The sequence below is a fragment of the Mycobacterium sp. genome (assembly GCF_036490025.1).
In the GTDB taxonomy this organism is placed as follows: Bacteria; Actinomycetota; Actinomycetes; order Mycobacteriales; family Mycobacteriaceae; genus Mycobacterium.
In genome coordinates this window covers 1-12030 of sequence record NZ_DASXEP010000085.1, presented here as the reverse complement: position 1 = coordinate 12030, position 12030 = coordinate 1, and the positions used below count along the sequence as shown (strand labels likewise).

Below are 12030 nucleotides of genomic sequence, written 5' to 3'. Positions count from 1 at the left end.
TGACGACATCGTGAAACTGCTACCCGATCAGGACGAGCGAGACCTGGCGTCAATGCTCTCGGCGCTGTTCGCCGCCGAGTGCCCCGCCAGCCTGGTCCGCGAACTCCGCGACGCCGACCCACGCTCGATTCCCGACCGGCTGTGGAAGTCGTTGGCAGACGCGGGCGTATTCGGTCTGTTGCTTCCGCAGGAATACGGCGGCGCCGGCGGCACGCTGTCCGACCTCGGCATCTTCTGCGTCGAAGCCGGCCGCGGTTTGTGCCCGACGATCGTGCACGGCACGTTGCAGGCTGCTCTCGCCATCCAGCTGCTCGGCGGACCCGATCAGCATGCGGCGTGGCTGCCCTCGCTGGCTGACGGAAAGATCAGTGCCACAACATGTTTGTGGGGTCCACGTGATGCCGCGGTGACCACGCCGACGCTGCGTGTGCGTGCGGAGGCTTGGGGCGGCTGGCGACTCAGTGGCGCGGTCGATTTCGTCGCGGACGCCGACCTGGCCGATCACCTCGTCGTGTCGGCAGCCGCGGCGGGGCAGCGGGTTATGGCGTTCGTCGTGCCGTTGACCGCAGCGGGCCTGTGGATCGATCCGCTGCGGTTGATGGGCGGGCACCGCACATTCCGGATCGGATTCGACGATGTCGAGGTGATCGATCCGGCGGCGGTGCTCGACGGGGCCGATGGTGCGGGCCTAGCCGAACAAGACCTGCGCCGGTTGGCCAACGCCGCAGTGGCGTTGCTGTCACTGGACCTGGTCGGTGTCGGCGAGGCTGTGCTGCAGCGCACGGTCGATTACACGATGGCGCGCAAGCAGTTCGGCCGCCCGATCGCGTCCTTTCAGGCCGCACAGCATCTGGTGGCGAATATGCATATCGCGATGGCCGCGGCGCGGCTGGCCGCTCATTCGGCGGTCTTCTGGATCGGGAAGGGCCACACCGCCACCCGTCAGACCGCGATCGCCCGCATGCACGCGGCGACCGCGGCGAAACTGATCACGCTCGACGCGCACCAGTTGCATGGCGGCATGGGCTATGTGGTCGAGACCGATCTGCATTTGTTCTCCGAGCGGGCCCGGGTGCTGTCGACGCTGGGCGGCGGGGCGGATGTCGCGGCGACGTGGCTGGAGGACGAGGCGTGAACGAACCGCGACGACGACGATGCAGAGCGAAGCGATGAGGAGGAGCGGCGCACACGAACCGCGACGACGACGATGCAGAGCGAAGCGATGAGGAGGAGCGGCGCAGACGAACAGAGTCTGATCGACGCCGAATCGGCGTCACGAGTGGGAACGGTAGCGGCCGCGGCAACCGGTGAAGTCAACCGGCGCGACTGGCAACGGTGGGCCGCGGCGGTCGGTGATCACAATCCACTGTGGTTCGACCCCGAATACGCTCGCGCCCAGGGCTATCGCGACATCATCTGCCCACCGCTCCACCTGCAGTACGCCATTCTGGGGGTCACGCCGTTGGACGGGCTGCGGCCGGATGGCTCGTCCGGAGCCGTGTCGGGCAGCCTTGCTTTTCCCCGTGCTCCCAAGCGCATGGCCGGCGGGGAGAGCACCACGTTTCACGGGCCGGCCTACCATCGCGACGAGATCGAGATGATGCGGACGATCGAGTCGATCGTGGAGAAGCAAGGCCGCTCCGGCAGGTTCGTTCTGGTCACCTGGCGAACCGTATACCGCAACCAGCGAGGCGAATTGGTCGCTGAGGCAACAACATCGATGATCGCCCGACCCTAGGGAGAGCTGTGGACCGCGAGCAGATCTTCTACGAGGACGTCCACCCGGGCGACACTTTGCCGACGCTGACGGTGACGGCCGACGAAAGACAGTTGTTCTTCTTCAGCGCCGCGACGTACAACGGCCACCGGATCCACTACGACAAAGACTGGGCGCGAACGGTCGAGGGTTACGACGATGTCATCGTGCAGGGTCCGCTGCAGTCCGCACTGCTGGCCCGCGCCATCACCGACTGGATCGGCGGGCGTGGCCGATTGGTTGAGTACTCGGTGCAGAACCGGGCCGTCGCGATAGCCGGCGAGGAGCTGAACTTCGGCGGATCGGTGACCGCAAGGCGGCTGGCGGACAACGTCGGTCTGGTCGACCTGGAAATCGCCGGGCGACGCGGCGACACCGTGCTGATGCCGGGCACCGCCACGGTTGCACTACCGCTGCGCGGAGACCAGCCGTGACTGGCCTGCGGGGCGATGCCGCGATCATCGGGATCGCGGAACTGCCCGCCGAGCGCAAGCAATCCCGCCCGCCGTCGTTCACCCTCGACCAGTACGCCCTGCTGGCCAAGATGGTCATCGACGATGCCGGTGTGGACGGCGCGGTGGTCAATGGCCTGATATGCCACGGCTTGGCGGAATCCGACATGTTCGCCCCGGCCACCCTCTCCGAATATCTGGGCCTGCCCGTGAATTTCGGTGAACGGGTCGACCTTGGTGGCGCAACATCCGCCGGAATGGTGTGGCGCGCAGCGGTCGCCGTCGAACTCGGGCTGTGCGACGCGGTGCTCGCGGTCGTGCCCGGTTCGGCGGTACTGCCGACGTCGACTCGCCACCCACCGTCGCCGCCCGGGTGGCACGGCGCGTCCAGCAACAAGTACGGCTCACCCCAGGCCGAGTTCGAAATTCCATACGGCAACGTCGGCCAGAACGGACCCTACGCGCAGATCGCGCAGCGCTACGCCGCCCTTTTCGGTTACGACGCAACATCTCTGGCGAAAATCGCGGTCGACCAGCGTACGAATGCGTGCACGCATCCCGGCGCGGTGTTTCATGGCAAGCCCATCACCGTCGACGACGTTCTCGCCAGCCCGATGATCGCCGATCCGATCCACATGCTGGAGACGGTGATGCGGGTGCAGGGCGGCGCCGGCGTTCTGGTCGCCGGCGCCGACATAGCGCGCCGCGCCCGTCACCGTCCGGTGTGGATCAACGGATTCGGCGAGCACATCGCCTTCAAGACAGCGACATACGCCAAGGACTTGATGACGACACCGATGTCGCACGCCGCCGAGCGCGCCTTCGCGATGGCGGGTCTTACCCCGTCGGCCGTCGACATGGCATCGCTTTACGACTGCTACACCATCACTGTGTTGATGACGCTCGAAGATTCGGGCTTTTGCGGCAAAGGCGAAGGGATGGCCTGGGTCAACCAGCGCGACCTCACCTTCGCGGGCGACTTTCCGCTCAACACCGCGGGCGGGCAACTCTCCTTCGGGCAGGCGGGCATGGCCGGCGGCATGCACCACGTGGTCGACGCCGCGCGCCAAGTGATGGGCCGAGCAGACCGGGCCCAGGTTGCCGACTGCAATCACGCATTCGTCAGCGGCACCGGCGGGATCATGAGTGAACAAGTCGCGCTGGTACTGGGTGGTGCCTGAGATGACCGAAGCGACACCACTTCCCGAGGCCACCCCGGTGTCAGCGCCGTTCTGGCAGGCGCTCACCGAACACCGGATCCTGGTGCAGTATTCGCCGTCACTGAGGCGGTACGTGTTCTATCCCCGCACACTGGCGCCGGGCACACTGGCCGACGACCTGCAGTGGCGCGAAATCGACGGCACCGGATCAGTTTACACATTCACGGTGGCGCGCCGGCCCACCGGCCCACCGTGGGCGGATTCGCTGCCGCAGATCCTCGCCGTCGTCGAGTGGGACGCCGGACCGCGGTTCAGCACCGAGCTGGTGGACGTGGATCCGGCCGGTGTCCGGATAGGAATGCGGGTCAGCCCGGTGTTCTGCGACATTCCCGACAGCGGAATCACGTTGTTGCGGTATCGGCCGGAGCCAACCGATGTTTGAGACCGTGCAGCAGTTGCTGCGGACCCGGATGCGCGACGACACCCTCGCGGTTGCGCACGGCGATCAGACCTGGACCTGGCGCGAACACCTTGCCGAGGCAGCGGCCGAAGCGTCGGCGTTGATCGGTCTTGCCGACACCGGTCGTCCGTTGCACGTCGGCGCGCTGCTCGGCAACTCGCCGGCCATGCTGCGCTCGATGGCGGCGGCCGGGTTGGGCGGCTACGTGTTGTGCGGGATCAACACCACCCGTCGCGGCGCCGGGCTGCTGTCCGACATCCGACGAGCGGATTGCCAACTGCTGCTTGCCGATTCCGAGTATCTACCACTGCTGGACGGCCTGGATCTTGACGGCATCACCGTGCTCGACGTGGCGTCGCGTCGTTACCTTGACGCGGTCGCGGCCGCGCCGCCGCTGGTGCCGCGGCGCGAGGTCGAACCAGCCGACACCTTGATGATGATCTTCACGTCGGGAACCAGCGGCGATCCGAAGGCAGTCCGGTTCGCCCACGTGATGGCGATTCTCTGCGGCGCCAGCCTGATCGGGCAGTACGACGTCACCGCCGACGACGTGTGCTACCTGTCGATGCCGCTGTTTCACTCCAACGGTGTGGCGGCCGGCTGGGCGGTGGCCATCGGTAGCGGCGCCACGATGGTGCCCGCCCAGTTCTCGACATCGAGGTTTCTCGATGACATCCGCCGCTACAACGTCACCTACATGAACTACGTCGGCAAGCCGCTAGCCCTGATGCTGGCCACCGCGGAGCGGGCTGACGATGCCGACAACACGTTGCGGATCGCGTTCGGCAACGAGGCAACCGATCGCGATATCGACGAATTCGCCCGGCGGTTCGGCTGCCGGGTGGTCGACAGCTTCGGATCCAGTGAGTTCGCAGTCATCGTCACCCGCGAAGACGGCACGCCCGCCGGGTCTATCGGCAAGGGGTATCCCGGCGTCGCCGTGTACCACCCGGAATCGGTGACCGAGTGCGCGCCAGCGATTTTCGACGAGCACGGTGCGCTGGCCAACTTCGACGAGGCAGTCGGGGAACTGGTGAACACCGAGGGAGCCGGCCCGTTCGCCGGCTACTACAACGACCCCGCGGCCACCAGCGAGCGGATGCGCCAGGGCATGTACTGGTCGGGTGATCTGGCGTATCGGGACACCGACGGCTGGATCTACCTGGCCGGTCGCACGGCGGATTGGCTTCGGGTCGACGGCGAGAACCTGGCTGCCGCACCCATCGAGCGAATTCTGCAGCGGCTGACCCCGATCAATCAGGTCGCGGTGTACGGGGTCCCCGACGAAGTCGGCGACCAGGTGATGGCCGCCATCGTTCTCAATGACGGCCAGCCACTGACACCGGACGAATTCGAGAAATTCCTCGCGGCCCAGCCTGACTTGTCACCAAAAGCCTGGCCCCGATTCGTCCGGATCAACACGGAGCTTCCGCAGACAGCGACGACCAAAATTCTCAAACGCGAGTTGGTCCACGACGGAGTGACCGCCGGGTGCGGCGTGCTGTGGAAACGGGCGGACCGGGGGACCGGTTACGTCGTGACAGATTAGCGGAACGCCGTGATGTATTCCGACTGCATGATCTGGTCCAGCTGCAGGTCGACTTCTGCTGGCGTGCAGTCGTATTCGGCCTGCAACTGCGGGTTGGTCCGGACCGGATCGACCGTCCAGCCATGGGCAGCGAGCCAGTCGGCGGGTTTGGTTTTGTCGGCGTCGTCATAAGTCAAGGCGGTGAAGTTGACGTCGCCGGACAGGTTGAGGCCGGGATAGCTGTCTTCCAGCGCGGCGAGCCGATCCTCGTCGAGAGACGAGCCCAACGCGCCGATCGCGAGCCGGCTGCCCGGCGCCGAGAGTTCAGTGATTCGGCTGAACAGCGTGTCCTGGGCGTCACCGGTCAAGTAGGGCAGCATTCCCTCGACCGACCAGGCGCTGGGCAGACTTGCATCAAAGCCCGAGGCCCGCAATGGTATTGACCAGTCATCTTGGGCGCTAGCCCCGCGATTTGTGGCGGGGTTTGCCCATCCGGTGTGTTGTCGGGGGTAGCCCGGCGTTCACGGTGGTCGGGCTTGTCCGTCGATGTATTGGTTGATGATGGACAGCGGGGCGCCTGCGCAGGAGACGCCGAAGTAGGACGGCGACCAGAGGTGTCCGCGCATGCGGGCGCGGACACACACGCCGGTGAACTCGCGGCGCACCGCGTCGGCCGTACGGCTTTGAGGCGTTGGGCAAGAACGGAAATCGCCAGCGAGGGTGGATGGGCGACGAGCAGATGCACGTGGTCGGCCTCGCCGCGGAACTCCACCAGATCGACATCCAACTCGGCGCACACGGTGGGCATGGTGGTTTCGGCGAAGGTGAGCATCGGATCGGTGGACAGTTTGCGTCGGAACTTGGTTATGAAGACGAGGTGTGCGTGCAGCAGCGACACGCTGTGCCGGGCGCGGCGATAGGTCGTGGTTGTCGGTGGTCACCTCTACGGTTGAGCTGTGGGTAAGACCTACTGCATGGCACCGACACCGGCCGCGGGGCCGGCGCGGAAACCGCGTGCGCGTAAACGCGCGAAGGGCGCGCCTACGCATGTGCGGTCCTGGCCGCTGCGACCAAGCCCAACACAGTGTCGGGAGATCCGGATACGGTTTTTCACCGGGGTGCGGGTGTATAACGCGGTGCTGGGCGAGTTCATTGCGCGTGGCCGCGCGGTGAAATCGGATCCGGCCTGGCTGGCTGCGCGGGAGCTGCCGCGGCGCAGCCCAGCCGAGCGTCAGGTCCGGCGATCAGCGTTTCGGGCGATCGAGGCCGCGCACGGATTCACCGCCGACGCCGCACAATCATTCGCCTCGTCGCTACGCCTGTCGTGGGTACGCGAACACTTGCCCGCCCAGGAGACCCAGAACCTGGGCGCACGAGCGTTTGATGCGGTGCGTGGGTGGCATGTGGGCCGTAAAGGTAAGCCGCGGTTCAACTCGACCAAACGCGGGTTGCATTCGTTGGCGGCTAAAGACGGCAACGGTGCGCTGCGCCCGAAAACCGACGAGGCCGGACGGCTGGTCGGGCTGCAGTGGGGGGCGGGGTTCGTCGTGCCGATCGCCGCGCCCGCGCGGTCGGGCCGTCGCGGTAAGGAGCAGCAGGCCGAGCTCGCCGAGATCGAGGCGCTGACGGCGGCCGGCAAGGTGCTCGTGGCGCGGATTGTGCGCACGCTGATCAACGGCCGCGACGCCTACCGGATGCAGCTGGTGTGTGATGGGCGCCCGACCCGACGGCACGCGGTCAGCGACGGGAAAGTGTCGTTTGATCTGGGGCCGAGCCAGATCGCAGTGGCGGTGGCGCGTGCCGATGGCAGCTGGTCGGGCTGGGTTGAGCCGCTGGCCGATGCGATCCGGTTGGACACGATGCGGTTGCGTCGCACGCAGCGGCATCTGGATCGCCAGCACCGAGCCGGCTCACCTGAATGTTTCCGCTCCGATGGCACCCACACGACGGGCCGTTGCGTGTGGCAACGCTCGCACGCCACGCAGCACACCGTGCAGCGGGTGGCCGAATTGCATCGCCGATTGGCCGAGTACCGAAAGACGTTGCATGGGGCCCTGGGCAACCGCTTGTCGAGTTATGGCGCCGACATCGCTTGTGAGCGACTGGAGTACGTCGCGTGGCAGAAGAACTTCCCGCGCTGTGCGCGACCGGGCACCAGGGTTGCTGGTGGAGATGATGCGCCGCAAGGCTGAAAGCGCCGGCGGGCAGCAGCTCTACGAATACAACCCACGAACCACCGCCTTGTCGCAAACCTGCCTGTGCGGGAATCGTAAGAAAAAGCCGCTCTCCCAACGGGTCCACCGCTGCGGGTGCGGCATTCGAGAAGATCGCGACCTGTTTTCGGCTTACCTCGGACTACACGTCCGAACCCAGGTCGATGGGGTTGATCGGCTGGACTTGCGGTCAGCGCGCCAGGGCTGGCTGCATCGTCAGGACGTCGACGAGTTGCCGAAGTCCAGCCGTAGTGCATTAGCACGCAAGCGGCGAGGCCGCAGACATCCGCCCTCGCGGAGGTCGGTGGCGCGCATCAAAGCGCGGCGTAAAGCCGAAACGATGGTGCGACAGAGCCGCTCGGCGCGAACCTCCACTACCGACCAGCCCACGGCGATAGCCGCATGAGCGCCTATCGAGACAGCCGGCCGGCACGAGGAATCCTCGCAGTTCACTTTGCACGGAGGACGTCAACAGTCATCTCGTAGGTCCGCCGCGACGTCGTGCCGGTGCGCGGCCGGCTCGGCGGCGTGTTCGGCCAGCACCCGGACCTTGAACTCGAGAACCTTTGGTTGATCGATCTCGAATACCGTTGTGCCGCTGGGCCACTGAAGCCGGTAAGCGCGGGAGTCCAAGCCGGCCGCGACGATGACGGCTTGTCGGATTCCCCCTTCAGCGGAGGCCGAGAAGAACTCGTCGAAAAATCTGGTCTGCACCCCGTACAGCCGCGGGAACGCCGTCGCACCCGCCGAGGTACCCGGATGCCCGAGCGCACCGGTCAAAAACAGATCCTTCGACGCCGTGATGAAGTGCCTGGCATAGTCATCGCGCACCAGCGGTTGGGCACTCAGGGCATGCAGGGCGCGCCATCCCGCGACCAGCAGCGCGGTGTAGCCGACGCTGCTGACGATGTCCCACTCGTCGTCGTCGGAGCGAACCCACTTGTCAGTCAAAACGCCTCCTCATCACAGCTCCAGCAAGACCGTCACCGGGCCGTCGTTGACCAGTTCGACCTGCATGTCGGCACCGAAGGTTCCGGTTGCCACGTCGGCGCCCCGGTCCCGCAACACCTGCACGAACGCGCCGACCAGCGGCTCGGCGACTGCGCCCGGGGCGGCGGCGTTCCACGACGGTCGTCGGCCCTTCGCGGTGTCGGCGTACAGCGTGAACTGGCTGACCACCATGATCGGCGCGTGGATGTCGGAGGCAGACCGATCGTCGTCGAGAATTCGCAACTGCCACAGCTTTTCGGCAAGTCGTCGGGCTTTGTTTATGTCGTCGCCGTGCGTCACCCCGACGAACGCCAGCAGGCCCTGGCCGCCGGGCCGGATCGCGCCGACGGCTTGGCCGTCGACGGACACGGTTGCCGAGGCGACCCGCTGCACCAGAACCCGCATGGCCCGATGCTGCCATGAGTGCGCCGGTCTGACGTCGTGGGTACGCTCGCCAGGTGTCGGTATTGGTCGCGTTCTCGGTGACGCCGCTCGGAGTCGGCGAGGGCGTGGGTGAGATCGTCGCGGAGGCGGTGCGGGTGGTTCGGGATTCCGGGTTGCCGAACAAGACCGATTCGATGTTCACCGTGCTCGAAGGCAACAGCTGGAGCGAGGTGATGGCCGTCGTGGAGCGCGCCGTCGAAGCCGTGGCGGCGCGCGCGTCACGAGTCAGCGTGGTGATCAAAGCGGACTGGCGATCGGGTGTGACCGACGCGATGACCGGCAAGACCGAGTCGGTGGAACGTCACCTACTGTCGTAGCGGTGAGCGCACGCGCGGGCATTGTCGTCACCGGAACCGAGGTTTTGACCGGGCGGATCGGCGACCGCAACGGCCCATGGCTCGCCGACCGGCTTCTCGAGCTGGGCGTCGAGCTCGCCCACATCACCATCTGCGGTGACCGCGCGGCCGACATCGAAGCCCAGCTCCGGTTCCTGGCCGACGAGGGCGTGGACCTGATCGTCACCAGCGGGGGGCTGGGACCGACCGCCGACGACATGACCGTTGCCACCGTCGCCCGGTACTGCGGCCGCGAACTGGTTCTGGACGTCGAACTGGAGAACAAGATCGCGGAGATCTTGAAAAAGCTGATGGCACGCATCGGGGCCGGTGATTTCGACGCGGTACGCGCCGCCAACCGCAAGCAGGCGATGGTCCCGGTCGGAGCCGTGGTGATGGACCCGGTGGGGACCGCCCCCGGCGTTGTCATTGCGGGCAAGCCGACGGTCGTCGTGCTACCCGGGCCGCCGCGCGAACTGCAGCCGATGTGGAAGACCGCGGTGCAGATTCCCGCGGTCCAGGAAGCCATCGCCGGCCGGACGATCTACCGGCAGGACACCATCCGAATGTTCGGGCTGCCGGAGTCCGGCCTGGCCGAAACTCTGCGCGAGGCGGAGCGCGAGGTGCCCGACTTCGCCGCGCTGGAAGTCACCACGTGTCTGCGGCGCGGGGAGATCGAAATGGTCACCCGTTATGAACCCGACGCCGCCGACAGCTACGGCCGACTGGTCGGGTTACTCCGCGACCGGCACCGGCAGCACCTCTTCTCCGAGGATGGTTCGCAAGTGGACGATCAGGTCGCGCAGCTGCTGACCGGGCGCCGGATCGCGACAGCAGAGTCGTGTACCGGTGGACTGCTGGCGGCACGGCTCACCGATCGGCCCGGCTCGTCGGGCTATCTCGCCGGTGGGTTGGTGGCCTACGCCAACGACGCGAAAGCCGAGTTGCTCGGCGTGGATCCGGCACTGATCGAGGCGCACGGCGCGGTGTCGGAACCGGTGGGCGAGGCGATGGCCGCCGGTGCGCTGCGCCGCTTCGGAGTAGACACCGCGGTGGCGATCACCGGGATCGCCGGGCCCGGTGGGGGAACCGAGGAAAAGCCGGTCGGGACGGTCTGTTTCACCGTGGCGCTGGCTGACCGCGACCCGATGACTCGAACGCTTCTCTTGCCCGGCGGCCGCAACGACATCCGCGAGCGGTCGACGACGGTGGCTATGCATCTGCTCCGCCAAGCGCTCAGCGGAGCCGCACTACACCGTTAACATGACCGGGTGTCCTACCTGCTTCGGCCATTTGCCCTGGCATGGCGGTATTGGCCGCAGATAGCAGCGTGTTATCTGGTGGGGGTTTTGGCCCGTCGGGGCGCAGTCGAGGCGGCCGCCTACGTCGGGCACAACAACGCTTTCTGGGCGGCGATGATCATGCCCTTCGCCGGGCTGGCGACGCTGGGATCGTACGTGGCGATGTTTCTGGTGGTCCGCCGCGGCGTCCCGGTACTGGCAGAACTGCCCAGACCCTCGCTGCGTGGCGCCGACCTGTTCACCGCGGTCGTCGCGCCGTTTTTCGCGATTTACCTTGCGTGGCAGCTGTTCAAGGAAGATTGGCTGGCTTACCTGGGGCGCGCGCTGGACTACCAGATGGACGAGGCGTTCAGCGGCGTTGACGTCCACGCCCTGCCGGTGCCCAAAACCACGTGGATAGTCATCGTCGCCGCGCTGATCATTCGCTACCCGTTGCGCTACTTCGCCGGCCGGCTACCGCGGTGGCTCACGGCGGTGCGCATCTACATCGACTCGCTGTGGGTCTTTCTGGTGCTGAGCTATTCGCTTTCGGCCGGCTTCACCTTTCTGGTCAACCCGGCCGGCTGGGTCGCCAAGCGCCGAATCGTGGTGTGGTTCAACAGCACTCGGGCCGAGCTTTTCGCCCACTTCAAGCCGCTTCAGATCGGGTGGCATGGTCTGACGTGGGCGGTGAAGACCGTCTTCGGCGGCGCGGGGGTGCCACTGATGTGGCTGGCCGTGATCGGCATCGTCTACGGAGTGTCGACGAAGGTCGACTGGCACGCAGCGGCACGCCGAACCGTCGGCGAGCGCAGCGCGGCTTTCATCGAGAAGATGGTGCCGTCGGGCCGTCTTCAGCGCGGCTGGCGGGTAGTGCCCTCATCGTGGCGGGGCAAGGTGTCTGACTACGCGACTTCGAAAACTGGGCGGTACAAGCCGATCGTCGACTCGGCCCGGTTGATTCTGCACGGCGGCCCCGTGGCGCTGGCTGCCTACGTGCTGGCGTATCTGGCGCTGGCGTGGCTGGACACGTCTGGCAGTTTCATCGGGCCGTCAAACGATAATGGCTATCTGCTTCGCGGCATGGCATGGCTTGTCGGCCCGCACGATTGGGGGTTCTGGACTTCGTTCATGCCGACGCTGGGCCTGATCTCGCAGCTGATCGTGGTGCCGCTGCGCATCGCGTTGATCGCCACCGCTTTCGGCTATTGCTGGTTGCATGCGACCCGGGCTCAGCTGGTCGAGCAAGGTTCAGGTTCCAAGCATGATCCGGAACAGAATGGTGCTGCTCCCGTCGGTGACGTCGACCGCGCTGGGGATGACGTCGCTGGGCAGCAGGAAGTCGAACTGCAAAGGGCCGGGCTTGCTGCAGAACTCGGTGGCGCCGGGGGCGAGCGGGTAGACGACACCGG

General features: G+C 66.4%; 12 protein-coding genes and 3 pseudogenes. 11 read left to right on the top strand and 4 right to left on the bottom strand.

The window, feature by feature from the left end; all coding sequences use genetic code 11:
• Positions 1 to 10 precede the first annotated feature (10 nt).
• The 6 genes from VGG53_RS09940 to fadD1 all read left to right on the top strand — a co-directional run bounded on the left by VGG53_RS09940 (position 11) and on the right by fadD1 (position 5377).
• Entirely contained in the window at positions 11 to 1135 is a 1125-nt protein-coding gene (locus VGG53_RS09940) for an acyl-CoA dehydrogenase family protein (protein ID WP_331517884.1), read from the top strand.
• An 87-nt stretch (positions 1136 to 1222) separates the two neighbouring features.
• Positions 1223 to 1738, top strand: a complete 516-nt coding sequence (locus tag VGG53_RS09935) for a MaoC family dehydratase (protein WP_331517882.1) — start codon at positions 1223 to 1225, stop codon at positions 1736 to 1738.
• An 8-nt stretch (positions 1739 to 1746) separates the two neighbouring features.
• Positions 1747 to 2190: an acyl dehydratase gene (locus VGG53_RS09930; protein WP_331517881.1), complete on the top strand. Its 444-nt coding sequence runs from the start codon at positions 1747 to 1749 to the stop codon at positions 2188 to 2190.
• Positions 2187 to 3389, top strand: a complete 1203-nt coding sequence (locus VGG53_RS09925) for a thiolase family protein (RefSeq protein ID WP_331517880.1) — start codon at positions 2187 to 2189, stop codon at positions 3387 to 3389. Before VGG53_RS09930 ends, VGG53_RS09925 begins: the two co-directional genes overlap by 4 nt.
• A 1-nt stretch (position 3390) precedes the next feature.
• Entirely contained in the window at positions 3391 to 3810 is a 420-nt protein-coding gene (locus VGG53_RS09920) for a Zn-ribbon domain-containing OB-fold protein (protein WP_331517879.1), read from the top strand.
• Entirely contained in the window at positions 3803 to 5377 is a 1575-nt protein-coding gene (fadD1, locus tag VGG53_RS09915; RefSeq protein ID WP_331517878.1) for a fatty-acid--CoA ligase FadD1, read from the top strand. Before VGG53_RS09920 ends, fadD1 begins: the two co-directional genes overlap by 8 nt.
• On the opposite strand, the pseudogene VGG53_RS09910 reads toward fadD1, so the two are convergent.
• Positions 5374 to 5820, bottom strand: a pseudogene (locus tag VGG53_RS09910) (class I SAM-dependent methyltransferase); the annotation flags it as partial. The gene fadD1 and the pseudogene VGG53_RS09910 overlap by 4 nt on opposite strands.
• Before the next feature lie 57 nt (positions 5821 to 5877).
• Positions 5878 to 6254, bottom strand: a pseudogene (gene tnpA / locus VGG53_RS09905) (IS200/IS605 family transposase).
• A 58-nt stretch (positions 6255 to 6312) separates the two neighbouring features.
• On the opposite strand from tnpA, the gene VGG53_RS09900 reads away from it, so the two are divergent.
• Positions 6313 to 7548 (top strand): transposase, encoded by a 1236-nt coding sequence (locus VGG53_RS09900; protein ID WP_331517877.1) that lies wholly within the window; start codon positions 6313 to 6315, stop codon positions 7546 to 7548.
• The gene (locus tag VGG53_RS09895) at positions 7433 to 7975 is read left to right on the top strand and encodes a zinc ribbon domain-containing protein (protein ID WP_331517876.1); all 543 of its coding nucleotides are present in this window, start codon (positions 7433 to 7435) and stop codon (positions 7973 to 7975) included. Before VGG53_RS09900 ends, VGG53_RS09895 begins: the two co-directional genes overlap by 116 nt.
• Before the next feature lie 68 nt (positions 7976 to 8043).
• Here the strand turns inward: VGG53_RS09895 and VGG53_RS09890 are convergent.
• Together VGG53_RS09890 and dtd are read right to left on the bottom strand one after the other, a co-directional pair.
• A pseudogene (locus tag VGG53_RS09890) lies at positions 8044 to 8520 on the bottom strand (SAM-dependent methyltransferase); the annotation flags it as partial.
• A 12-nt stretch (positions 8521 to 8532) separates the two neighbouring features.
• Positions 8533 to 8964 carry a D-aminoacyl-tRNA deacylase gene (gene dtd, locus VGG53_RS09885; protein WP_331517875.1) on the bottom strand — a complete coding sequence of 144 codons (432 nt, stop codon included), beginning with the start codon at positions 8962 to 8964 and terminating at the stop codon, positions 8533 to 8535.
• 53 nt (positions 8965 to 9017) lie between these two features.
• Here dtd and VGG53_RS09880 point away from each other — a divergent pair, with 53 nt between their 5' ends.
• The 3 genes from VGG53_RS09880 to VGG53_RS09870 form a co-directional block, all read left to right on the top strand.
• Positions 9018 to 9320: a thiamine-binding protein gene (locus VGG53_RS09880; RefSeq protein ID WP_331517874.1), complete on the top strand. Its 303-nt coding sequence runs from the start codon at positions 9018 to 9020 to the stop codon at positions 9318 to 9320.
• Positions 9321 to 9322: 2 nt separating this feature from the next.
• Complete coding sequence (locus VGG53_RS09875; RefSeq protein ID WP_331517873.1) at positions 9323 to 10600, top strand: competence/damage-inducible protein A; 1278 nt, start codon at positions 9323 to 9325, stop codon at positions 10598 to 10600.
• Positions 10601 to 10609: 9 nt separating this feature from the next.
• Positions 10610 to 12030: hypothetical protein (locus VGG53_RS09870; protein WP_331517872.1), on the top strand; the 1421-nt coding region annotated here is incomplete at its 3' end.

Bases quoted from the DNA above. Each gene is read 5' to 3' on its own strand.
- VGG53_RS09935 (WP_331517882.1), top strand. From the start codon at position 1,223: ATGAGGAGGAGCGGCGCAGACGAACAGAGTCTGATCGACGCCGAATCG.
- VGG53_RS09920 (WP_331517879.1), top strand. From the start codon at position 3,391: ATGACCGAAGCGACACCACTTCCCGAGGCCACCCCGGTGTCAGCGCCG.
- fadD1 (WP_331517878.1), top strand. From the start codon at position 3,803: ATGTTTGAGACCGTGCAGCAGTTGCTGCGGACCCGGATGCGCGACGAC.
- VGG53_RS09895 (WP_331517876.1), top strand. From the start codon at position 7,433: ATGGCGCCGACATCGCTTGTGAGCGACTGGAGTACGTCGCGTGGCAGA.
- dtd (WP_331517875.1), bottom strand. From the start codon at position 8,964: ATGCGGGTTCTGGTGCAGCGGGTCGCCTCGGCAACCGTGTCCGTCGAC.